Below are 24,682 nucleotides of genomic sequence, written 5' to 3'. Positions count from 1 at the left end.
CACATGGATCCCGGCCCACTCCCGGGATGACAAACCCACGAATCGCCGAAAGACTTTCATGACCGACAAGACCGCCGACAAGACTGATTACCGCGCCACGCTCAACCTCACCGAAACCCCCTTCCCCATGCGCGGCGACTTGCCCAAGCGCGAGCCGGGCTGGGTCAAGCAGTGGGAAGACGAGGGCCTTTACAAGAAGCTGCGCGCCGCACGCTGCGGCCACGAAAAATTCGTGCTGCACGACGGCCCGCCCTACGCCAACGGCCAGATCCACATGGGTCACGCCGTCAACAAGATCCTCAAAGACATGATCGTCAAGGCGCGCCAGCTCAAGGGCATGGACGCCGCCTACATCCCCGGCTGGGACTGCCACGGCCTGCCGATCGAGAACGCCATCGAAAAGCTGCATGGCCGCAACCTGCCGCGCGATGAGATGCAGGCCAAGAGCCGCGCTTACGCCACCGAGCAGATCGCGCTGCAGATGGGCGACTTCAAGCGCCTGGGCGTGCTGGGCGACTGGGACCACCCCTACCGCACGATGGACTTCGTGAACGAGGCGCAGGAAATCCGCGCATTCAAGCGCGTGATCGAACGCGGCTTTGTGTATCGGGGCTTGAAGCCCGTGTACTGGTGCTTCGACTGCGGCTCGTCGCTCGCCGAATTCGAAATCGAATACGCCGACAAGAAGTCGCAAACGCTCGACGTGGGCTTTGCCGCCGACGAGCCGTGGAAGGTCGTCACAGCCTTCGGCCTCACGACCGAGGCACCGCCCAAGCCGATCTACGCCGTGATCTGGACGACCACCGCATGGACCATCCCCGCCAACCAGGCGCTCAACCTCAATCCCGAGCTTGAGTATTCGCTGGTGGACACGCCACGCGGCATGCTGATCCTCGCGGCGACGCTCGTCGAAAAATGCCTGGAGCGCTACAAGCTCGAAGGGCGCGTGCTCGCCACCGTGAAGGGCCAGGCGCTGGGCGGCATCAACTTCCGCCACCCGCTGTACGACGTCGATCCCGGCTACAAGCGCCTGTCACCCGTGTACCTGGCTGACTACGCCACCGCTGATGACGGCACCGGTATCGTCCACTCGTCGCCTGCCTACGGCCTGGATGACTTCAACTCATGCGTGTCGAACGGCATGGCCTACGACGACATCCTCAACCCGGTGCAGGGCAACGGCTCTTACGCGGCGGACTTCCCGCTGTTCGGCGGCCTGAACATCTGGAAGGCCGTGCCGCGCATCATCGAAGTGCTCAGCCAATCCGACCGCCTGTTCGCCACCGAAACCATCACGCACAGCTACCCACACTGCTGGCGCCACAAGTCGCCCGTGATCTACCGTGCAGCAGCGCAGTGGTTCATCCGCATGGATGAAGGCGTGGGCGTGTTCACCAAAGACAAGGCACCGAAGACGCTGCGCCAGACAGCACTTGAAGCGATCGAGGAAACGAACTTCTATCCGGAAAACGGCCGTGCCCGCCTGCGCGACATGATCGCAGGCCGGCCCGACTGGTGCATCTCGCGCCAGCGCAGCTGGGGCGTGCCGCTGCCCTTCTTCCTGCACAAGGATTCGGGCGAGCTGCACCCGAAGACGATGGAAATCCTCGACATCGCCGCTGACATGGTTGAAGCCGGCGGCATCGAGGCATGGAGCAAGGCCTCGACCGAGGAAATCTTTGCCAGGGCCGGCGTCGCCGCTGATGCGCCGCAATACACCAAGAGCACCGACATCCTCGAAGTGTGGTTCGACTCGGGCACGACGCACACCACCGTGCTCAAGCACTCGCATGCCGGCTCGGGCCATGAGAACGGCCCGGAAGCCGACCTGTACCTCGAAGGCCACGACCAGCATCGCGGCTGGTTCCACTCATCGCTGCTCACTGCCTGCGCGATGTATGGCCGCGCGCCCTATCGCAGCTTGCTCACCCACGGCTTCACCGTGGACAGCAAGGGCATCAAGATGAGCAAGTCGCTCGGCAACGGCATCGAGCCGCAGGAAATCAACAAGAAGCTCGGCGCGGAAATCGTGCGCTTGTGGGTTGCTGCGTCCGACTACTCAGGAGACATCGCAGGTGACGACAAGATCCTCGCGCGCGTCGTCGATGCCTACCGCCGCATCCGCAACACGCTGCGCTTCCTGATGGCGAACGTGAGCGACTTCGACCCTGCGAAAGACGCCGTGCCGCTGGAGCAGATGCTCGAAATTGATCGCTACGCACTCTCGCGCGCCGCGCAGTTCCAGGCGGAAGTGCTGGCGCACTACGAGGTGTACGAGTTCCATCCCGTGGTCGCGAAGCTGCAGGTGTATTGCTCCGAAGACCTCGGCGCGTTCTACCTCGACATCCTCAAAGACCGCCTCTACACCACCGCTCCCAAGTCGCTCGCCCGCCGCAGTGCGCAAACGGCCTTGTGGACGATCACGCACGCCATGCTGCGCTGGATGGCACCGTTCCTGAGCTTCACCGCAGAAGAGGCATGGAAGATCTTCGGCACGTCCGAGTCGATCTTCTTCGAGACCTACAGCGAACTCGGCGCGCCCGATGCAGCGCTGATGGAGAAGTGGGCCAAGATCCGCACCGCGCGCGAACTCGTCAACAAAGAAATCGAGTCGCTGCGTGAAGGCGGCCAGGTCGGCTCGTCGCTGCAGGCGAACGTCGAACTCACGGTGCCGCTGCAAGCGCATGGCGACTTGTGGGAAGCACTGGTGAGCCTGGGCGACGACGCGAAGTTCGTCTTCATCACGTCGAAGTTCGCTATCGACGCCGGCGATACGCTGGCCGTCAAAGTCACGCCGTCTGAAGCGACGAAGTGCGAGCGTTGCTGGCACTGGCGCGACGACGTCGGCAGCGACGACGCGCACCCCGCCATTTGCGGCCGCTGCACGAGCAACCTGTTCGGCGCGGGTGAAGACAGGAAGTTCGCCTGATGGCCTCGCGTTCGTCTTCATCTTCAGGTTCGGCGTGGCTGCCCTGGCTGGGCTTGTCGCTGGTGGTGTTCATCGCGGACCAGTTCACCAAAGTGCTGATCCTTGGGTACTACCAGCTCGGCGACTCGACTTACGTCACCAGCTTCTTCAACGTGGTTCGTGCGCACAACACGGGCGCTGCCTTCTCGTTCCTCGCATCGGCATCGGGCTGGCAGCGCTGGCTCTTCACCGGCATTGGCATCGCCGCCGCGATCTTCATTGTGTGGATGCTGCGCTCGCATGCCGGGCAGAAGCTCTTCTCGTTCGCCATGGCGCTGATCCTCGGCGGCGCCATCGGCAATGTCGTCGATCGCATGCTGCACGGCTACGTGGTGGACTTCATCCAGGTGCACTGGGCCGGCTGGTTCTTCCCGGCGTTCAACGTGGCGGACAGCGCCATCACCATCGGTGCCGTCTGCATGGTGCTTGACGAGCTGCTTCGAGTGCGCCGTTCTCGTTAAGCGTTGAGCGGGGATGCGATGACGCCGAACGCCGAACGCCGAACGCCGAACGCCGAACGCCGAACGCCGAACGCCGAACGCTCAACCTCTCCCCGGCGTATAGTCGTCGCAGACGATGAAGCATTTGTTGAATTTGCTTGCAGCTATTGCGCTGCTGGTGTGGGGCACGCACCTTGTACGCACCGAAATCCTGCGGGTCTTCGGTGCCAACTTGCGCAACGTTCTCTCGCACAGCGTCTCCAACCGCGCCGCCGCGGCCATCTCGGGCCTGGGCGTCACGGCACTGATCCAGTCCAGCACCGCCACCGCTTTGATTGTGTCCGCCTTCGTGGGCCAGGGCCTTGTCACGCTGCCCATGGCGCTCGCCGTGATGCTCGGCGCCGATGTGGGCACAAGCCTGATGGCGGTCGTCTTCTCGTTCGACCTGTCGTGGTTGTCCCCCCTGTTCATCTTCACGGGCGTGGTGATGTTCCTGTCGAGACAGGCCACGACCGCCGGCCACATCGGCCGGATTTTTGTCGGCCTGGGGCTGATGCTGCTGGCCCTGCACCTGATCTCGGACTCGACGCGAATCATGATCAGCTCGCCCGCCGTCAAGGCGCTGCTGGCTTCGGTCACGTCCGAGCTGATGCTCGAGATCACGGTGGGCGCATTCATCTCGGTCATCGCGTATTCGAGCCTGGCCACCGTGCTGCTGATCGCGACACTTGCGGCCTCAGGGCTCGTTTCCCTGGAGTCAGCGCTGGGCATCGTGCTGGGCGCCAATCTCGGCAGCGGGCTGCTGGCAGTCATCACGACGGCGCGCTCGTCAGTTGAAGTGCGGCAGGTGCCACTTGGCAACTTTGTCTTCAAGGCCATGGGCGTCGTCGTGACTGCACCTCTCATCGGCCTGTGGCTGAAGTACGTGCGGCCCTATGTCGCCGATGCCGCAACCATGGTTGTGCTCTTTCACCTCAGCTTCAACCTGGTGGTAATGGCAACGTTCATCGGCCTGACGGACGTGGTGGCGAAGTGGGTCGGCCGGTGGTTGCCCAAGCCAGAGAAGACACTGGCCTCCGGGCGGCCCCATCACCTCGATCCCTCGGCGCTCGCCACACCCTCACTGGCGATCTCGTGCGCGGCGCGCGAGGCGCTTCACCAGGCGGATGTCGTCGAGACGATGCTGATGGGCATGCTGACCGTCATCAAGACAAATGACCTGCGGCTCGCGCAGGAGCTGCGCAAGCAGGACGACATCGTCGACGAGCTTTACTCCGCCATCAAGTACTACCTGACCAAGATCTCCCGCGAGGCGCTGGCCGAAGAAGAGGGCCGCCGCTGGACGGACATCATCAGCTTCACGATCAACATGGAACAGGTGGGCGACATCATCGAGCGCATCCTGATCGACGTCGAAGACAAGAAGATCAGCAAGGGCCGCAGTTTTTCGGATGCCGGCATGGCCGAGATCTGCGAGCTGCACCAGCGCCTGGTCGACAACCTGCGGCTGGGCATGAGCGTGTTCCTCAATGGATCGGTGCGCGACGCGCAGAAACTGCTCGAAGAAAAGGCGCGCTTTCGCGACCTGGAGCGCGCCTACGCGTCGACCCACCTGACGCGCCTGTCCGGCAACACGCTGCAAAGCGTGGAAACCAGTTCACTGCATATCGACCTGATCAGCGACTTGAAGCGCATCAATTCGCACATCTGCTCGATTGCGTATCCCATCCTCGATACAGCCGGCGCCCTCGCGCCGAACCGCCTGCGACAGGCGTCCCTGCCGGAAAACCAGGCTGGTACGCTGAGCTAGATACCGGCAATGCCAGTCATGGCGGCGAAGATCAAGGCCGCCTCGGTGGTGAATTCACCTTGCAGCAAACGCTGGTGCAATTGCGCTTGCGGCAACAAAGCAAACTGCGCAACCTCCCCATCCTGGTTGCTCGGCGCCACGCCGTCGGGCACGACGCAGCGGTACCAGTCAATGTCTTCCACCACATAGCCCGCGACCTGGTCATGCGCCGGGCGGCTCGTCGCGATGCGGCCTCCCAGCTCGATCTCGCGCAGCTGGTCGATGCGCAGGCCCGCTTCCTCCCATGTCTCACGCTCCAGCGACTGCATGACCGTATCGCTCGCCGGCACCATGCCGCCCATGAGCGTGTCCCACAGGCCGGGGTCGTTGGCCTTGGTGAGCGATCGCTGCTGGATCCAGTGCCTGCCGTCGGGCGTCACACCGGCCAGGTGCACGGCGTGCGTGGTAATGCCCAACTGGCGCACCACCCCACGCTCGACCGTTCCCAGGCGCGTGCCGTGCTCATCGCAAACGGCAAGCTGCTCGTCGCGCCAGGTGTGCGCGAAGCCTGAGTGACGCAGCGCATTGGCGATGAGGGCCAGCGTGCTCGTCAACTCGCCGGCAAGCGCCCATCCGCCCTGGCCATCGCGCACTGAATACTCGACCCAGCCCTGCACACCGATAGCCTGCGCCGGCAACGCCTTCGCAAAGAAGTCCGGCTCGACCGATCCGATCACGGCAGTGCCCCACCACAGAGGCACACGCGGCGCAGCAGGCGGCAGCTGCGCACTGGCGCGCAACCGGTCCAGCCACGCGCTGTGCTCGCTCACAGAGTCAGGATCGTGCAGCCGGTGGTCTTGCGCCCTTCGAGGTCGCGGTGGGCCTGTTGCACGTCGGCAAGTGGGTAACGCTGGTCGATACGGATCTTCACCTTGCCGCTGCCCACGACATCGAACAGGTCGTCGGCCATGGCCTGCGTGCTCTCGCGCGTGGCGATGTGCGAAAACAGCGTCTGCCGCGTCACATAGAGCGAGCCCTTCGCGCCAAGGGCGCCCGGCGCAAACGGCGCCGGCGGACCCGACGATGCGCCAAAGCTCGCCATCAGCCCGAAGGGCATCAGGCACTCCAGCGATTTGTCCCAGGTGTCTTTGCCCACCGAGTCATAGACAACCTTCAGGCCGCGGCCGCCGGTGATCTCCTTCACGCGCGCCACGAAGTCTTCCTTGGTGTAGTCGATGACATGCGACGCGCCGTATTCCTTGGCCAGCGCGCACTTCGCAGCCGAGCCCGCCGTGCCGATCAATTGCAGGCCCATCGCACGCGCCCATTGGCACGCGATCAAGCCAACGCCGCCGGCTGCTGCGTGAAACAGCACGAAGTCGCCTTCTTTCAGGCGGTCTTGCGGCTGCGTCTTCTTCAACAGGTATTGCGCAGTAAGGCCCTTGAGCATCATGGCCGCGCCGGTGTCGAAGTCGATCGAGTCAGGCAGCTTGCACACCGTCTTGGCGGGCATCACGCGCGCCTCGCAGTAGCTGCCCGGTGGCTGGCTGGCGTACGCTGCGCGGTCACCCGCTTTCAAGTGCGTGACGCCCTCGCCCACCGCTTCGACAATGCCCGATGCTTCCATACCGATCGTCGCGGGCAGCGGCAGCGGATACATGCCGGTGCGGTGATACACGTCGATGAAGTTCAGGCCCACCGCCTTGTGCCGGATGCGGATCTCGCCGGGGCCGGGCTCGCCGACTTCAACGTCCACCAACACCATTTGTTCGGGCCCGCCGGGCTGCTTGATCTGTACGGCTTTCATGCTGTGTTGCCTCTTGCAAATGAAACGGCGGTCATCCTGCCACGAATCGGCGTGACTTGCTGCGCGAGTGCATTTCGCCGCACACGATAGAGTCACGGGTTCGCAATGAACCAACGCCTGACTTTCCAAACCGCTGTTTACCTCACCATCCCGCCGCTGCTGTGGGCTGGCAACGCCGTGGTCGGCCGCATGATGGCGGGCATCGCGCCGCCGATCACGCTCAATTTTTTGCGATGGGCGCTCGCCTTCATCTTCCTGCTGCCGTTCGCAGCGTGGGTGCTCAAGCGCGACAGCGCACTCTGGCCGAACTGGAAGCGCTTTGCGTTGCTCGGCCTGCTGGGCGTGGGCTGCTACAACGCGCTGCAGTACCTGGCGCTGAAGACTTCGACGCCGGTGAACGTGACGTTGATCGCAGCGAGCATGCCGGTGTGGATGATTGGTGTGGGCGCGCTCTTTTTCGGCCAGCGCATCACGACGCGGCAAGTCCTGGGTGCGCTGCTCTCGATTGCGGGCGTGCTGGTGGTGCTCAGCCGGGGAGATCTCGCCGTGCTGGCTGCCGTGCATCTCGTGCCGGGTGATCTGTACGTGCTGCTGGCCTCACTCGCCTGGGCTTTCTACAGCTGGCTACTCACGCAGTCCGCCAAGGACCCGCCGTCGATCCGCCAGGACTGGGCTGCCTTCCTGATGGCGCAGATCGTGATGGGCATGGCGTGGTCAGGTTTGTTCGCTGCGGGCGAATGGACGCTGACGGATCCGCAAATCGTCATCGGCTGGCCGCTCGCGGCTGCGCTTGTCTATATCGCGATCGGCCCGGCGATCCTGGCGTATCGCTACTGGGGGCTGGGCGTGCAGCGCGCCGGCCCGAACATGGCGGCGTTCTTCTCGAATCTCACGCCGTTGTTTGCGGCGGTGATGTCAGCGGCGTTCCTCTCCGAGTTGCCGCATGTCTATCACGCGGTGGCGTTCGCGATGATTGTTGGCGGCATTGTCGTGTCGTCGAGGCGGTAGCTTCGCCGTCGGGCGCGCCGGCCCGCTCACCCCGCCAACGCCTTACCCCGCCAACGCCTCTTCCCGCAACTGCGGCGGCCCGCTCCAGTTGCGCGTCGACATGCCAATCAGCACGATGCCGCCAATGAACGGCACAAGATACATCGCCATTTCGGCGGCCGAGTGCAGTGTGGGATTGCCGAGCTTGTCGAGCTGGTAGCGCAAGTGCATCGCCAGCAACAGCGGGGCCGTCCACAACGACAACACGCGCCAGTGCCCCGCCTCGGTGCCCTGCACCTCGCGCCCCGCGAGCAAAAACAGCGCGGATGCAATGAACACCAGCGTGAACAACGTATTGACGATCGGCTGGCCGCTGCCCAGCGCCGCACGGTTGGGCCAGTAGAGCAGCCACGACAGGCAGCACAGCCCCAACACCACCGCCGTGTTGCGGGCGCGGCTGTTGGCAAATGCATCGGTGAAGCCACCCGTGGTCCGCTTCATGTATGGCAGCAACAGGCAACACAGCGGGCCAATGATGGCGTCGATCAGCAAGGTTGTCGGGTAACCCCACGCCTCGATCGCCACACCCTGCCAGCCGGCTGCCATCGAGATGGCAAGATTCATCATCGCCATGTATGCAGTGAACTGCGTCGCGGCCACACGCGGGTTGGTCACGTCCATCATGATGGCGGACCGGGTGCCGTACATCAGGCCCTGGAACACGGCGTACGCCATCGTGGCAATCCACAGCGTGGTGAGCAAGTCGCGCATCGGCGCACCACCCGGTGCGCGCGGCATCACGTAGCCAGCTTGCTGCAGCACGAACATCAGGTACAGCACGGGCAGGCTCATCGTGGCCAGATAGAAGAACAGCGTGATGCGGCGCCCGAGCTTGTCCGAAATCCAGCCGCCGATCACCATCGCCGCAGCCGACACGATCGACGACCACAGGTTGAGCATGGCCACCTCGTCGTCGTCCATGCCCAGCTCGACGGCCAGGTTGGATTGCAGCGCCAGGCCAAGTGACATGGCGCCTGCGGGCAGCAGTGCAAAGAACACACCCGAGTACGCGCCGCGCGTGCCGATGAAGGCGCGGAACGACTGCACGGCGAACACCTTCATTTCAGCAGCGGCGGTGCGCATGCGGCTCATGCCGGGCAGCAGCGCAACGGCCTGCGCAGTGACTTCCTTCATCGGCAGCACCACGAAGGCAGTGACGAGCCCGATGGCCGCGGCGACAAACACAAAGCTCGACTGAAAGCCGATGTACGGCATGAGAAACAGCACGCCGCTGCCACCGACCGCCTGGCCGACCGACGCGCCGGCAAACATCAGGCCGTTGGCCAGGCCCCGCTCATCCTCGCTGAGTGTGTTCACCGCCAGCGAGTCGATCGCCACGTCCTGGATGGCGCCGAAGGTGTTGTGCACCAGCAAGATTGCCGTGAAGATGCCCAGCCCCGCCGGCATGGGCACGGCAATGAGCGACAGCAGCGTGGCCACCATCATGACCTGCGTGACGAGGATCCATGCGCGCCGGTGGCCCCAGCGCTGGGAGCGAAACACGTCCACCAGCGGCCCGAACGCCCACTTGAATGCCCATGGCAGATAGAACGAAGCGACAAACGCGCCGATCTCCGCCGGCCCCACACCTTGCCTGCGCAGTTGCGTCGCAATGGCAGTGGCCGCGAAGCCAAGGGGAATACCCTCGGTCACGTAGAGCAGGAAAAACGCGGCCAGGCGGCCTTTACGTGTACCGAGCAAGTTGGGCAGCATGAATGCCTCTTTGTGATTTGTTCTTGGGGCGCATTATGCGAGAGCTTGGTAGGCTTTTTGCTTGTAAGCCTGAAGTGCCTGAAAGTCGGGTGGCCGTGCATCAGTGTTTGCACGGTATCGGTGCGGGCCACTTGCGCACATCCTTCCGTTCTCATCCCGAGGAGCACGTCATGCTTGAACACGAAATACGAGAGTCGATCGAAGAAGTCCGCACAGGTACGCTGCCGCGCCGCGAGTTCATCCAGCGAATGGTGGCCGTGGGCCTGAGTGCCCCGACGGCATCGATGCTGCTGATGCATGCAGGCATTGCACAGGCGCAGCCGACTCCGGCCTACAAGCCGACCAAGCGTGGCGGCGGCGGGCCGCTCAAGGTCTTGTGGTGGCAAGGTGCAACGCTGCTGCAGCCGCACTTCGCCAACGGCACGAAAGACCAGGAAGGCTCGCGCATCTTCTACGAGCCGCTGGCTGTGTGGGACAACGATGGCAACCTCGTGCCCATCCTGGCCGCAGAAATCCCGTCGCGTGAGAACGGCGGGCTCACAGCCGACGGCAAGTCAGTCACCTGGAAGCTCAAGCGCGGCGTGACCTGGCATGACGGCCAGCCGTTCACCGCCGACGACTGCCTCTTCACCTGGGAATATGCAAAAGACCCCGCCACGGCCGCGGTCACTTCGGGTGTCTACAAAGACGTGGTCGTCACCAAAGTCGATTCGCACACCATCAAGGTGGCATTCGCCAAGGCAACGCCCTTCTGGGCCACGGCATTCGTCGCGGCCGAAGGCATGATCATTCCCAAGCACGTGTTCGGCCCCTATGCCGGCGCCAAGTCGCGCGAGGCACCGGGCAACCTCAAGCCCGTGGGCACGGGCCCCTACAAGTTCGTCGATTTCAAGCCGGGCGACATGGTGCGCGGCGAGATCAACAACAACTACCACATGCCCAACCGGCCTTATTTCGATTCGATCGAAATGAAGGGCGGCGGCGATGCGACATCGGCCGCACGCGCTGTGCTGCAGACAGGTGAATACGACTACGCGTGGAACCTGCAAGTCGAAGACGAAGTGCTCAAGCGCATGGAAGATGGCGGCAAGGGCCGCGCGCACATCATCCCCAGCGGCGACATCGAGTTCATGCAACTGAGCCTCACGGACCCGTGGACCGAAGTCGATGGCGAGCGCTCCAGCCTCAAGAGCAAGCACTTCGCCTTCACCGAGCCGCAGGTGCGTGAAGCGATGGCCTTGCTGGCTGATCGCAACGCGATCCAGCAGTTCATCTACGGCCGCACCGGCGTGGCCACATCGAACTTCCTGAACAACCCGGCGAAGTACCGCTCGCCCAACACGAAGTTCGAATTCAACATCGACAAGGCCAGTGCATTGCTTGACGCAGCGGGCTGGAAGAAAGGCGCTGACGGCATCCGAGAGAAGGGCGGCAAGAAGATGAAGTTCGTCTTCCAGACGTCCGTCAACGGCATCCGCCAGAAGGAGCAGGCCGTGATCAAGCAGGCCTGCCAGAAGGCCGGTATCGATCTCGAGCTGAAGTCAGTCACGGCCTCCGTGTTCTTCTCGTCCGACGTGGCCAACCCCGACACGTATGGCAAGTTCTGGTGCGACATGCAGATGTACACCACCACGATGACGCAGCCTGACCCCGAGCGCTTCATGGACCAGTACACCATCAAGGAGTGCTCGACCAAGGCGAACAAATGGCAGGGCCGCAACATCGCGCGCTGGCGCAATGAGGAATACGACAAGCTCTTCGCACAAGGCGAGGCCGAGCTCGATCCGGTCAAGCGCGCGGCGCTGTTCATTCGCATGAACGACATGGTCGTCAAGGACAACGCGATCATTCCGCTGATCAGCCGCCCGCGTGTGCGTGGTGCGAACACGAAGCTGGTGACATCCCTGTCCGGATGGGACCTCGACTTCTCGGTGCTCCAAAACTGGTACAGAGAAGCTTGAACTTCACGTTCGTTCTCGCTAGCTGACCGCCGTGGGTTCGTACCTCCTGCGGCGGTTACTCATCGCCCTGCCCAGCCTGCTGGGCATCAGCATCGTGCTCTTCACGGTGCTGGCGCTCGCGCCCGGCGATCCGTTTGCCGAGATGGCGCTCAACCCGAATGTGCCGCCTGAAGTGCAGGCGAACCTGCGCAAGCAGTTCGGGCTGGACGACCCGATCTGGCAGCGGTACTTCCGCTGGATCTTTGCCATGCTGCAGGGCGACTGGGGCTTCTCGTTCATCAGCCGCGTCAACGTCGACCAGCTGATCCTGCAACGCGTGCCCGTGACGCTCGCCGTGATCGGCGCGTCGCAAATCCTGGCGCTGCTCGTCGCGCTGCCGGTGGGCATCTACTCGGCGATGAAGCCCTATTCGTGGTTCGACCGCATTGCCAGCGCACTGGCTTTCGTGGGCTTTTCGCTGCCGACTTTTTTCACCGGCCTGCTGCTGATCCTGCTGTTCTCGATCAAGCTCGACTGGCTGCCCTTCGTGTACCGCGCCGACATCTCCGCCACAGGCTGGCAATGGTGGTGGGAACACGTGAAGCAATCGCTGATGCCCGTGATGGTGCTAGGCCTGTTCCAGGGCGCAAGCTGGACGCGCTATGTGCGCTCCGCCATGCTCGACGTGATCCGGCTCGACCACGTGACCACTGCACGCAGCAAAGGCCTGGGCGAATGGGACGTGATCATGAAGCACGTCGTGCGCAATGCGTTGATTCCGGTGGTGACGCTCGTCGCGTTGCAGATGCCCGCCATCTTCGGCGGTGCAATCGTCACCGAGCAGATCTTCCGCATCCCCGGCATCGGCTCGCTGCTGATCGACGCCATCCTGCGCAACGACACACCGGTGATCATGGGTGTGACGTTCGTGTTCTCGTGTCTCGTGCTGATTTTTAACCTGATTGCCGATCTGCTCTATGGCTGGCTCGACCCCCGCATCAGCTACCGCTAGCGCGGCGCCGCTCGCCGCTGGCGGCGAAGTGATCCGGCGCAAGCGCACGTCGCTGCTGTCCGACGCATGGCGGCGCTTTCGCCGTCACAAGCTGGCCGTGGCCAGCCTCGTCGTGCTCGGCTTGATGATCCTGCTGGTGCTGCTTGGGCCGCTGGTGTGGAAAGTCGCGATCAATGAAATCGACTTCTCTGCCCGCCTGAAAGGGCCGATGCCCAATCACCCGTTCGGCACGGACGATCTCGGGCAGGACATCTTTGCGCGCATGTTGTACGGCGGGCGCATCTCACTCGCCGTAGGCCTGGCTGCGATGGCGATGGCGATCACGGTAGGCGTGACCATCGGCGCAATCGCCGGCATCTCTCGCGGCCCGGTGGACGCTGCGCTGATGTGGCTCACCGACTTGTTCCTGTCGCTGCCGCAACTGCCGCTGTTGCTGCTGCTGATCTACTTGTTCCGCGATGCGCTCAAGGGCGTGTTCGGGCCGGAAGTCGGCGTGTTCTTGCTGATCGTGTTCGTGATCGGCTGCTTCCGCTGGATGCCGGTGGCGCGGCTGGTTCGCGCGCAGTTCTTCTCACTGCGCGAAAAAGAATTTGTGGAAGCGGCGCGTGCATTGGGCGCGAGCACCACGCGGCAAGTCGTGCGGCACATCCTGCCGAATGCGCTGGGGCCAGTGATCGTCGCCGGCACCATCGACGTGGCCGCCGCCATCATTGCGGAGTCCACCCTGTCATTCCTGGGCCTCGGCTTTCCGCCGGACATCCCGACGTGGGGACGCATCTTGTACGACAGCAAGGAATACCTCGACATCGCAACGTACTGGGCGCTGTTCCCCGGCGCCGCGATTTTCCTGACGGTGCTGGCCATCAACTTCATTGGCGATGGCTTGCGTGATGCACTGGACCCACGAGACGTGCTCTGACCCCAACTAACTCAATGGCACTCCTCGAAATCAAGGGCCTCAAAACCCATTTCAAGACCGAAGACGGCTGGCTGCACGCTGTCGATGGCGTGGACATCAGCGTCGAGCGCGGCGAGACGGTGTGCGTCGTCGGTGAATCGGGTTGCGGCAAGACCGTCACAGCCATGACGGTGCTCAAGCTCATCCCGATGCCGCCCGGCAAGATCGTGGCCGGTGAAGTGCTGTGGCAAGGCCGCGACCTGGTGAAGCTCGATGCGGCTGGCATGCGCAAGGTGCGCTCCAAGGAAATCGCGATCATCTTCCAGGAGCCGATGACGTCGCTCAACCCGGTGTACACCGTGGGTGAGCAGATCGCGGAGAGCGTGCGCATCCACGGCGGCTTCAGCCGCAAGTCGGCAATGGACCAGGCTGTGGAAATGCTCAAGCTTGTTCACATTCCGCAAGCGGCGCGGCGCGTGAACGACTATCCGCACCAGTTCTCCGGCGGCATGCGCCAGCGCGTGATGATTGCGATGGCGCTGTCGTGCAACCCGAAACTCGTGATCGCCGACGAGCCGACCACCGCGCTCGACGTCACGATACAGGCGCAGATTCTTGAGCTGCTGAATGAATTGAAAGAGCGCATGGGCATGTCGATCATGCTCATCACGCACGCGATGGGCGTCGTCGCGGAAATGGCGCAGAAGGTCGTCGTGATGTATGCGGGCAAGGTCGTTGAAGAAGCGCCTGCTGCAGAGCTCTTTGCGAATCCGCGCCATCCGTACACGCAGGGCCTGATCCGTTCGATTCCTCGCGTGGATCGCGCAGCCACACACCGTGTGCGGCTGGAGTCGATTGGCGGTAGCGTGCCCAAGCTGATCAATCCGCCCGAAGGCTGCCGCTTCGCGCCGCGATGCAAACATGCCATCCCCGAGTGCAGCGCCGCGACGCCGGCCTTGCGGGCGATCAGCACCGGCCACAAGGCCGCTTGCATTCGTGCAGAGGAGATTGGGCTGTGACTGAACCTCTGCTGCGGGTCAAGGATTTGGTCAAACACTTCCCGATCAAGGGCGGCGTGTTCCAGCGCCAGGTCGACAAGGTGCATGCCGTCGATGGCGTGAGCTTCGACATTGCGCAAGGCGAGACGCTGGGCGTGGTGGGTGAATCCGGCTGCGGCAAGAGCACGACGGGCCGCTGCATCCTGCGCCTGATTGAGCCGACGGCCGGTGAAGTGTGGTTCGAAGGCAAGAACGTCACGGCCATGGGCAAGGACGAACTGCGTTCGCTCGCGCGCGACATGCAGATCATCTTTCAAGACCCGTATGCGTCGCTCAATCCGCGCATGACGGTGGGCACGATCATTGGCGAGGCCTTGACGATCCACAAGCTGACGAAGGACGCGAACGAGTATCGCGACCGCATCGCTGAGTTATTGACACTCGTGGGCCTGAGCCCCGACCACATGAAGCGCTATCCGCACGAGTTCTCGGGCGGGCAGCGACAGCGCATCGGTATCGCGCGTGCACTCGCAGTGAATCCGAAGATCGTCGTCTGCGACGAGCCCGTCTCTGCGCTCGACGTATCGGTGCAGGCGCAGGTGATCAACTTACTCGAAGACTTGCAAGACAAGCTGCAGCTGACCTACATGTTCATCGCACACGACCTCTCCGTGGTCGAGCACTTCAGCGATCGCGTGGCGGTGATGTACCTGGGCAAGGTCGCGGAGATTGCGCCGTCAACCGAGCTGTATACGAATCCGCTGCATCCGTACACCGAGGCGCTGCTGTCGGCAGTGCCTATTCCTGATCCGACGGTCAAGCGCCAGCGCATCATGTTGCAAGGCGATGTGCCGAGTCCTATCCGGCCGCCGACGGGATGCCGCTTTCATACGCGCTGCCCGATTGCCCAGCTGCCGCTGTGCAGTCATGAAGAGCCAGCGCTGGAAGAGAAGGCGCCCGGGCATTGGGCGGCTTGCCACTTGCGGTGAGGTCTTGCTGGCGCTAGCCCTTCAACTGCCGCATCAAGGTCCACGCCACCCCGCCAAGCAGCAGCACACCGCCAAGCAGCACCGCCCACAACAGCGCGGCCCGTTGCGAGACACCTTCTGGCCGCAGGCGATCCAGAAAACCGCCGCTTGCTTCGCTGGGGCTGCTGACGACAGCCGTCCCAAGCGTGGCGAGCGCTACCTCGTCCAGCCGCTTGCCCCCCAAGGTGCCAGCGAGCATGCCCGCTGGCAGGGCCGCAGCAGGCGTTGCAGCGCGACCGACCGCGAGCTCGAAGGGTGGGCTGCCCGTGGCAACGAACACCAGTTGCACCGGATCAAATTGCACCGTGGCACTCAAAGGTGATGCAGACAGATCGACACCGTTGGCCGATTCGACGCGCAGCCAGCGTGCACTCACCCCATTGAGCGGCAAGGCGGAGTTGGTGGCTTCCTTGCCCGCCTCGCCGACGCGATAGACCACCGTTTGCCCGATCACGCGCCAGGGCTGCGACACCTCGTTGCGCGCGAGCACGCGCACGGGCAGCAACGTGTTGGCGCGCGGTGTGGCAAGCGCGAGCGCGGCGACTGGTGTTGCGAAGCCGAGTTGAAACTCAAGGCCCTTGTTCTCCACGCGCGCGGCCGGCAAGTCGCCGTGCGCGCGCTCAGGCGCCGGCACTCCCGACGCAATCACGCCTTCAATTGACGTGACAGCAACGCCTTCCTGGCTGGCCCAGTCCAGCCGCAGGTAGCGGCGCTCCAGCGTTGCGGCGGACTCGAATTCAAGCGTGTCGTTCGATGGCGCACCCGCAGGCTCGAACCGGTACAGGCGCCCGCGCACGGGCAGGTCAGTCCAGCTCGCCAGATCCGCACTTGTGGACGCCTTGACTTGTACCGGCGCATTGAGCGGCAGCGTGCCATGCACGACGATGGCCGACAGCGGCTTCGCCTGCGCACGCAGATCGACGATGACGGAGTTGATCTTGCTGGCGTTCGGGTCGAGCGGCAGCTGGCCGTCGATCTGCACCCACACCGACCGGTCAGCGTCCGCGATGCGCACTTTCACCGCACCTTTGCGCGGTCTGTCGTTGGCCCCCGCTGCTGCGCTGAACAACGGCATCGCCGGCAGCATGCCGGTGCGCACGGCAGGCGCTGCTGCCGCCGGGCCTGCACCGATCACTGCAAAAGCTACGGCTTCACCCGCCGCGTTGAACACGCGCACATCGCGCGCGTCGGCACTTTGCATGCGCATGAGTGCAGGTGCGGGCAGCGCGACACGCGCCAGGCTCGCATTGGCGGGCAGTTCAACCGGTGCACGCCACGCGAACTGCGAGGGCTGCGGCGGCTGTGCATTCGACTGCGCATGCGACTGGCCGGCCAAGCACAGTGCAGCCAGCGCGAAGGCGAGCCGGAACAACGGATGCGTCATGCTTGCGCCCCTTCTGGATCAACCCGCAACGGCGCTTTCGCCTGCGGCGGCAGCGGCGCGAAATAGCCGACCACCAGCATCATCACACCCACTGCGATGAACACGAAGATGCGCTCGGACCCGCCGCGATTCGACAGGTCGATCACGAACAGTTTCAGCACCGTCATGCCCAGCAACCCGGCGCCGAGCATCCACGCACTGCGCAGGCCGCGCCGGTGCGCACTCACCATCAATGCCAATGCAAGCAGCGTCCACAGAATCGAGTAGCCCGCCTGCACGAGGAACGACGCGAACATGCTGTGCGCGTTCCAGTCCACACCGAAGAAGTGATGCGCAACACGCAGCCACACGGTGTTGAGCGCGACGAAGCCGATGGCGAGCAGGCCATACACCCATCGCGTGTCGCGTGCGGTGGCGGGCACTTGCAACGCGCTTTGCCGCACGCGCAGCAGCCACAGCGCGCAAGCCGCCAGGCCTATGCCGACGGACAGATCGGTCGGGTTGAGCAACGGCACATAGGGCAACGGCTTTGCGTTGCCATCGGAGTGCACCGCGACAACGAGCGCACCGAGCGCAACACCCACTGCCACCGGCGCTGCCGCCAGCCACAGGTAAGCGCGCTGGAAGCGGTCGAGCGGCCAATGGCCCTGTGCCTTGCCGAACCACGCCCGGCGCGAGAGGAGCAGCAGCACAAGCGTGCCCGCCACCAGCAGGATGACGGTGGCCCACGCGGTGTGCCAGAGCGATCCCTTGCCGATGGCGTGCACGAGCAAGTTGCCCACCAGGTACACAAGCAGCCACACGCTTGCTGCATGCACCCACGGCCACCAGGCTTGCGGCCGGCCGCGGTCGAGCTGCGAGAGCATGCGGTAGTGCATGGCCAGAAGCAGCGGCCATGCGATCCATCCACCGCCTTCGAAAACATGGTTCATCTCCGATGCGCCGTGCAGCGCGCCGGCAAACAACACCGGCAGCACGAACCATGCAGGCGTGAGCGCAATGGCCCATCCGCCCTCTTTCTCCGGCTGGCGCTTGCGGCTCGCCACGGCAAAGAACAGGTAAGCGCTCGCGACCCACGCGATGATGCGAAGGTGGACCTGCGGGCCATAGTCGAACACGCGCGTGGCCGCGCCCGCGAGATCAGGCACCGTGCGACCGATCTCGGCATTGAGTGCGAATTGCCACCACAGGAAGCCGAGCCAGAAGAAGGCCGGTGCCAATGCGTTCTCTGCTCTTTGCACGGCGCGCGACATCGCGGATTCGCTCACTGGCGCAGACACACGCGTCCACCACGCAATCGCGAGTGCCGATGCAGCAAGCATGAACGCACCGAGGAACACCGGGTTCGCAAAGGGCAGCGCCGCCACATTGCCGTTCGGCAGGCCCGACAGGAATGACGCTGCCGCGAACGCCTGCAGCGCAAGGCCGGTGGCGCGTGCGAGCCACTTGTCTTGCCTGCGCCCCATCCAGAACACGGCAGCGCCCTCGACAGCCCACACCGCCGAAGTCCAGCGTGCGTCGAGTGCGAGTGGCACCGCCAGCGTGACGAAGCCCAGGCCCAGCGCGAGATAGCACTCGGCCAGCCACCGGCTTGCTTCGTGCGTGCCACCCTTGCGCCGCGCCATCCACCAGCCCAGCGCGAGGTAGAAAGCCCCGAGCGCGAGCGATGAGAAAGCCGCGCCCAATTCGATGTCGCGCACGAGTGCAACTTGCAACCCGAACGAGACGATGGGCACGCCAAAGGCCAGCGTGCCATCGACTGCACGCTTGGCCGCCAGCGAATGTCGCGTGGCGTACATCACGCTGGCAGCCACGTACACGATGAAGAACGCGATGAGGAAGGGCTCGGTCGTCGCGAAGTTCTCAGGTTGATATTTGAGCGCGCCCCATGCTGTCGCCACGCCGAACGTGGCGAAAAAACCAAGCAGGTTGAGCGGCCGCCACGCCTTGAGCCACGCGATGGCTGCGATGGCGACGCCCAGCAGCAGGTAGTAACTGAACAGGCTGACGTGATTGCCCTGTCCCGTGGAGACGAGGATGGGCGCTGCAAAGCCGCCCGCGAACCCGATGAAGGCCATCACCTGCGCGTTCTGCGCGAGCGCGATCACGGCAGAGAAAGCGCAGATCAGGCCAAGCGCCGCGAAAGCCGCGCCTGCCGGCAGGAACTGATAGAGCCTGAACGCCGCAAACACGGTGAGGTAGAGCACCGCAACGCCTGCGCCTTGCAGCGACAAGGCGTAGCTCAGCTTCTCCGGTGCCTTGTTTCGCAGGCGCAGGCCCACAACGAACAGGGCGATGCCCGTTGCCGCAATACCTGCCAGGCGCAATTCGGGCGGCAGCAGCGAGTTGTCGATGGCGTACTTGGCGAGGAAAGCCAGGCCGACGAACAGCACGACGACGCCCATTCGCAGCACGGTGTTGCCGCCGAACAGCCACTCGCGCAACTTGAAGAACAGCACCGAGACAGGATCGGGTTTGGCCAGCGCAGGCGCGGGCGCGGGCCGGGGCCGTGGGGCCGCGGCGGGCAATGGTGTGGCCTGGGTGGGTGCAGCAGGCCCGGAGGCAGGCATCGACGCTGGTGCCGGTGCGGGCGTGGACGCACCCGTGACCGCACTCCCGGCCGCCACCGGCACCGCACGAGTTGCCGCACCGGCTGCCGCCGCATTCGCAACCACGGCACTGGCGCGAATCTGCTTCATGCGCGCATCGACTTCCTTGCGCACCGCGCCGCGCAGCGCGAGGCCCGCCAGCGCGCCCAGCACCGCACCCGCCATCGCGCGCCACTCCCCGTCGTGCCCGCCCGCCAGCATCGCGAACAGCGCGCCCCAGATCGCACTCCAGACCACCATCTTGACCCCCTCGATTTGATTGCCAGCCACGGGCCGTGACTGTGCTCGTCATGGCATGCATGGCCGGCATGTTTGCGCAGCGAGTATAGGAAAGTCGTACCAACAAGCGCTTACAGTGATGCGATACCGCTGAGCTACAGTGTCCGCAGAATTTCCCAACGGACAACAAGCAAATGGCACTCGCTTCCTGGACCAACCAGCAGATCATCGACCAGCTCGACAGCGGCTATGAATGGGTGGGCCTGACGATCACCTATCGTTTCCCTGCCACCACGGCTGGCCTCTACAGCGCATTCGGCGACGAGCTTGTCGGATTCCGCGCCGTGGGCGCGACCACCGCAACCCAGGTCCGGCTGGCCCTGCAGACCTGGGACGACCTGATCCCGCAGACCTTCAGTGAAACCTCGGCGACCAACTCGAACATCGAGATCGCCGCATCGTCCACCGGCATCGACTACGCACACGCCTACCAGCCCGACGAAGGCACGGTGTGGTTCGGCAGTGCGTACACGAGCGGCCTCAACAACCTCGTTGGTGCGGCGGTGGGCTCCTACGGCTTTGAGACATACATCCACGAGCTCGGGCACGCCATCGGCCTGGACCACATGGGCGACTACAACGGCGGCGGCGCCTGGACGCCTTCGAGCTACCAGGACTCGACGGTGTATTCGGTCATGTCGTACTTCGGGCCGACAGGCCCGCTGCGCTCGGGCGAGGTCGCTTCTGCCGACTGGACGAGCGCCTCGAGCGTCGAATACAACCCGCAGACGCCGATGCTCAACGACATCATGGCCATCCAGTCCATGTATGGCGTCTCGCTCACAACGCGCACCACCGACACGGTGTACGGCTTCAACAGCAACGTCGTGGGCAACACGGCGCAGCTCTACAACTTCAGCCTGAATGCAAACCCGATCCTCACGCTGTTCGACTCGGGCGGCACCGACACGCTCGACGTGAGTGGCTGGTCTGTTCCTGCGGTGCTGAGCCTGATCTCGGGCACCTACTCGTCTGCCAACAGCATGACGAACAACATCGCCATTGCCTACACGGCAACGATAGAGAACGCCGTGGGCGGTGGTGGCAACGACAACATCACGGGCAACGGTGGCGCGAATGTGCTGCAAGGCGGTGGCGGCAACGATACGCTCGCCGGCGGCGAAGGCGACGACACGCTCACGGGCGGCGCCGGCAGCGATTCGATCAATGGTGGCGGCGGCAACGACACGGCCGTGTTCACCGGCACCTACGCAAGCTATTCGATCAGCGTCAACGGCGCGACAGGCGCATTCCAGATCGTCGATGCGAGTGGCACTGACACGGTCGTTGCCGTCGAGCTGTTCCAGTTCTCCGACCAGCTGCGCGCCGCGGGGCAACTGCTCAACAGCGACACCACGGCGCCCACACTCACCACCGCGAGCCCCGCCGACAACGCAACCAACGTCAGCGTCGGCACAAACCTCGTGCTCACATTCAGCGAGCAGGTGCAGGCGGGCAGCGGCTCGATCCAGATCTTCAATGCAAACGGCACACTCGCGCGTTCGATTGCGGTCGCCGACGCAACGCAGGTCACCTTCTCGGGCGACCACATCACGATCAATCCGCAGCTCGACCTGACGCCGGGCGCCGGCTACTACGTGATCATCCCGTCCACGGCCATCACCGATCTGTCCGGGAATGCGTATGCCGGCATCTCTGCGGCGGGGACGCTGAATTTTTCAACGGCGTCCACCAGCGACACGACAGCGCCGACGCTCACGCTGACAGCACCGGCCGACAACGCCATCGGCGTGGCGGTCAGCAGCAACTTCGCGCTCACCTTCAGCGAAGCCGTGCAGGCGGGCGTGGGCAACATCGAAATCCACAACACCGCGGGCGGTGCGATCGCGCGCACCATCGCCATCACCGATCTCACGCAAGTCACGATCTCGGGCAACCAGGTCATCATCAACCCGGGCGTGGACCTGGCCTACAACACGGGTTACTACATCACCATGGCCGCTGGCGTTGTGCGCGACGCGGCAAGCAATCCGTTCGCGGGCATCTCGGGCGCGGCCACCTACAACTTCACGACCGTTGCATCCAGTGGTGCTGACGACTACCCATCGACCTCCAACACCAGCGGCGTGGTGATCGTCGACGGCGCTGTGTCGGCCGGCACGATCGGCACCGTGGGCGATGAGGACTGGTTCCAGGTGTCACTCACGGCCGGGGTGCCCTACACGTTCGATCTGATCTCCACAGGACTGACCGACCCGTTCCTCTATCTCTACAACGCGCAGAGCGTGCAGGTGGCGAGCGACGACGACAGCGGCGACGGCACCAATTCGCGCATCACGTTCACGCCATCGTCCACCGGCATCTACTACCTCGACGCGAGGGGGCTCGGCTCGGCAGTCGGCACCTACACATTGAGCGCGCGCTCGGGGGACGACTACCCGTTCAACACCTCCACAACAGGCGTCGTGCCGGTGGGCGGCTCGGTCGCGGGCTCGATCAGTTTTGTCGACGACCTCGACTTGCTCAAGGTCTCGCTCGTTGCCGGGCAGTCGTACCTGTTTGCGCTCAACAGCACCGGCCTGCCCGATCCGTATTTGCAGTTGTACGACCCTGCTCTCGACCTGGTGGAGTTCGACGACGACAGCGGCGACGGCCTCAATTCACGCATCGCCTACACCGCAACGACAACCGGCACGTATTACCTGGGCGCGTTCGACGTTGGCACGGGCACCGGCAGCTACAGCCTGTCGGCCACGCTCGTCACCGACGACTTCCCCTGGACCACCGCGACCACGGGCGTCGTCACGGTCGGCGGCGCGGCGACTGCGGGCACGATCAATTACGCGGGCGACCTCGATTTGCTGAAGGTCACGCTCGCGGCAGGTGCCACCTACACGTTCGAGCTCACGCATACGCAAGGCAACGCACTCGATCCGTACCTGCGCCTGTTCGATGGCGACACCACGCTGGTTTCGTATGACGACGACAGCGCGGGCAGCAACAACGCGCGAATCACTTACACGGCCACCGTGGGCGGCACGTATTACCTCGGCGCATCCGACTACGCATCCAGCACAGGTGGCTACACCCTGAGCGCCGCGCTGGTGGACAAGACGGCGCCCGTGCTGCAGTCGACCACGCCGGTGGATAACGCGGCGTCGGTGGCGGTTGCCAGCAACCTGACATTCACCTTCAACGAACCGGTGCACGCCGGCTCGGGCAGCATCGTCATCCACAACAGCAATGGCACGATTGCGCGCTCTGTCGTCGCCAGCGACACAACGCAGGTCACGTTCAGTGGCAACACGCTGACGCTGAACCCCACGGCAGACCTGAGCTATGGCACGGCGTACTACGTCACCATCGACGCAGGTGCGGTGGTGGACACAGCCGGCAACGCGCATGCAGGCATTGCCAGCACGACGGCATTCAACTTCACCACCCTTGCTGCGCCGGTGGACGACTACCCGATGTCGACAGCGACCACCGGTGTGGTGAGCATCGGCCTCGGTAGCGCCTCGGGCACCATCAACTCCGCCAACGACGGCGACATGTTCAAGGTGAACCTCGTTGCGGGAACGACCTACCGGTTCGATCTCACGCGCACGTTCTCGGGCCTGGCCGATCCGTACCTGCAACTGTTCACACCGGGCCAGGTGCTCGCCGCCTACAACGACGACGGCGGCGTGAACGGCAACGCGCGCATCGACTACACCGCGACCATCAGCGGCACTTATTACCTGGCCGCGTGGGACTACGCCACCGGCACGGGCGGCTACCAGTTGTCTGCCCAGGTCATCCAGGACGACCACCCGTGGCTGGTGTCGTCCGCGCCAAAGATCCAGATCGGCCAGGGCGATGGCGGCGTGATCAACTTTGCCGGCGACGGTGACCTGTTTTCGGTGGACCTGAATGCGGGCGTGGTGTATCGCATCGACCTGACGAGCGGCTCTGGCAACAACGGCCTGGCCGACCCGTTCCTCTACCTGCTCGACAGCAACCTGGCGACCATTGCGGTGGACGACGACAGCGGCGACGGCGTGAACGCGAGCATGCTGTTTTCACCCACCGAATCAGCGACGTATTTCCTGGGCGCGTTCGACTACGGCGCGGGCACGGGCTCGTACTCCATCAATGCGGTTGTCACGCAAACGGCGCAGGCCACGAACGGCAACGACACGCTCACGGGCACCGTTGGCGGCGACACGATCCACGCGCTGCTGGGCAACGATGTGCTGCGCGGCGATCCAGGCAATGACGTGCTCGATGGCGGCGGCGGTATCGACATGGCCGTGTATGCAGGCCCGCGCGCGCAGTACACGGTTGGCGCGGGTGCTTCATCGGTGGTGGACCAGTCGGGCTGGGACGGCACGGACACGCTCACCAACATCGAGCGACTGCAGTTCACGGACGAGAACCTGGCCTTCGACATGAATGGCAATGCGGGCGCCGTTGCAAAGATTCTTGGCGCTGTGTTTGGTTCGTCGTTCGTCACCAACCCGGTGTATGCAGGCATCGGCCTGGCTGCGATGGATGCGGGGATGAGCTATGTGCAATTGATGCAGGCCGCCATCGACGTGCTGCCCTCGCACACCAACGCGGACGTGGTCAACACGCTTTACTACAACCTCGTGGGGTTCTACCCGGATGCCGCTTCGTTCGCGACATTCAAGGGCTACCTTGACAGCGGCCTGTTCACGCAGGGCCAGCTCGGCGTGCTGGCAGCAGACACGAGCTACAACGCAGCGAACATCGACCTCGCCGGTCTTGCGCAGCACGGGCTGGCGTACTACTAGCGGCCACTGCCGG

Annotated in this window: 15 protein-coding genes; 10 read left to right on the top strand and 5 right to left on the bottom strand. The window is 64.1% G+C overall.

The genetic code is table 11. The features are described 5' to 3' along the window. Positions 1–58: 58 nt before the first annotated feature. The 3 genes from ileS (at position 59) to GHT07_RS02705 (ending at position 5,218) form a co-directional block, all read left to right on the top strand. On the top strand, positions 59–2,929 hold the full coding sequence (gene ileS, locus GHT07_RS02720) for an isoleucine--tRNA ligase (RefSeq protein ID WP_153583523.1): 2,871 nt from the start codon (positions 59–61) through the stop codon (positions 2,927–2,929). After that, a complete protein-coding gene (gene lspA, locus GHT07_RS02715) occupies positions 2,929–3,429 on the top strand; it encodes a signal peptidase II (RefSeq protein ID WP_153583522.1) in 501 nt (166 codons plus the stop codon). The genes ileS and lspA overlap by 1 nt, the downstream gene beginning before the upstream one ends. 115 nt (positions 3,430–3,544) lie before the next feature. After that, complete coding sequence (locus GHT07_RS02705; RefSeq protein ID WP_153583521.1) at positions 3,545–5,218, top strand: Na/Pi cotransporter family protein; 1,674 nt, start codon at positions 3,545–3,547, stop codon at positions 5,216–5,218. On the opposite strand, the gene GHT07_RS02700 is transcribed toward GHT07_RS02705, so the two are convergent. Together GHT07_RS02700 and GHT07_RS02695 are read right to left on the bottom strand one after the other, a co-directional pair. Then, a complete protein-coding gene (locus GHT07_RS02700; RefSeq protein ID WP_323740760.1) occupies positions 5,215–6,027 on the bottom strand; it encodes an NUDIX hydrolase in 813 nt (270 codons plus the stop codon). The two genes, GHT07_RS02705 and GHT07_RS02700, sit on opposite strands and share 4 nt — an antisense overlap. Continuing rightward, positions 6,024–7,004, bottom strand: coding sequence for a quinone oxidoreductase family protein (locus tag GHT07_RS02695; protein ID WP_153583520.1), 981 nt, complete (start codon positions 7,002–7,004; stop codon positions 6,024–6,026). Before GHT07_RS02695 ends, GHT07_RS02700 begins: the two co-directional genes overlap by 4 nt. A 105-nt stretch (positions 7,005–7,109) precedes the next feature. Here GHT07_RS02695 and GHT07_RS02690 point away from each other — a divergent pair, with 105 nt between their 5' ends. Beyond that, positions 7,110–8,012 carry a DMT family transporter gene (locus GHT07_RS02690; RefSeq protein WP_153583519.1) on the top strand — a complete coding sequence of 301 codons (903 nt, stop codon included), beginning with the start codon at positions 7,110–7,112 and terminating at the stop codon, positions 8,010–8,012. Positions 8,013–8,054: 42 nt separating this feature from the next. Here GHT07_RS02690 and GHT07_RS02685 read toward each other — a convergent pair whose 3' ends face one another. Next, on the bottom strand, positions 8,055–9,764 hold the full coding sequence (locus tag GHT07_RS02685; RefSeq protein WP_153583518.1) for an MFS transporter: 1,710 nt from the start codon (positions 9,762–9,764) through the stop codon (positions 8,055–8,057). A gap of 170 nt (positions 9,765–9,934) precedes the next feature. On the opposite strand from GHT07_RS02685, the gene GHT07_RS02680 reads away from it, so the two are divergent. The 5 genes from GHT07_RS02680 to GHT07_RS02660 are packed head-to-tail and all read left to right on the top strand — an operon-like array spanning position 9,935 to position 15,601. After that, a complete protein-coding gene (locus tag GHT07_RS02680; protein ID WP_153583516.1) occupies positions 9,935–11,725 on the top strand; it encodes a peptide ABC transporter substrate-binding protein in 1,791 nt (596 codons plus the stop codon). 31 nt (positions 11,726–11,756) lie between these two features. Then, positions 11,757–12,716 (top strand): ABC transporter permease, encoded by a 960-nt coding sequence (locus GHT07_RS02675; protein ID WP_323740759.1) that lies wholly within the window; start codon positions 11,757–11,759, stop codon positions 12,714–12,716. Further along, positions 12,682–13,635, top strand: a complete 954-nt coding sequence (locus GHT07_RS02670; RefSeq protein ID WP_153583515.1) for an ABC transporter permease — start codon at positions 12,682–12,684, stop codon at positions 13,633–13,635. The genes GHT07_RS02675 and GHT07_RS02670 overlap by 35 nt, the downstream gene beginning before the upstream one ends. 14 nt (positions 13,636–13,649) lie before the next feature. Then, positions 13,650–14,633: an ABC transporter ATP-binding protein gene (locus GHT07_RS02665; RefSeq protein WP_153583514.1), complete on the top strand. Its 984-nt coding sequence runs from the start codon at positions 13,650–13,652 to the stop codon at positions 14,631–14,633. After that, entirely contained in the window at positions 14,630–15,601 is a 972-nt protein-coding gene (locus GHT07_RS02660; RefSeq protein WP_323740758.1) for an ABC transporter ATP-binding protein, read from the top strand. Before GHT07_RS02665 ends, GHT07_RS02660 begins: the two co-directional genes overlap by 4 nt. Before the next feature lie 13 nt (positions 15,602–15,614). Here the strand turns inward: GHT07_RS02660 and GHT07_RS02655 are convergent, their stop codons facing one another. After that, positions 15,615–17,024, bottom strand: coding sequence for a DUF3999 family protein (locus tag GHT07_RS02655; RefSeq protein WP_153583512.1), 1,410 nt, complete (start codon positions 17,022–17,024; stop codon positions 15,615–15,617). Then, positions 17,021–19,903, bottom strand: a complete 2,883-nt coding sequence (locus GHT07_RS02650; protein WP_323740757.1) for a DUF2339 domain-containing protein — start codon at positions 19,901–19,903, stop codon at positions 17,021–17,023. The genes GHT07_RS02655 and GHT07_RS02650 overlap by 4 nt, the downstream gene beginning before the upstream one ends. 143 nt (positions 19,904–20,046) lie before the next feature. Here GHT07_RS02650 and GHT07_RS02645 point away from each other — a divergent pair, with 143 nt between their 5' ends. Beyond that, positions 20,047–24,669, top strand: a complete 4,623-nt coding sequence (locus GHT07_RS02645) for an Ig-like domain-containing protein (RefSeq protein ID WP_153583511.1) — start codon at positions 20,047–20,049, stop codon at positions 24,667–24,669. Positions 24,670–24,682 lie beyond the last annotated feature (13 nt).

Source organism: Caenimonas koreensis DSM 17982 (assembly GCF_009646335.1).
Classification (GTDB): domain Bacteria; phylum Pseudomonadota; class Gammaproteobacteria; order Burkholderiales; family Burkholderiaceae_C; genus Ramlibacter; species Ramlibacter koreensis.
The sequence above is the reverse complement of the archived record's forward strand: the minus strand, read 5'-3'. Positions and strand labels throughout refer to the sequence as shown.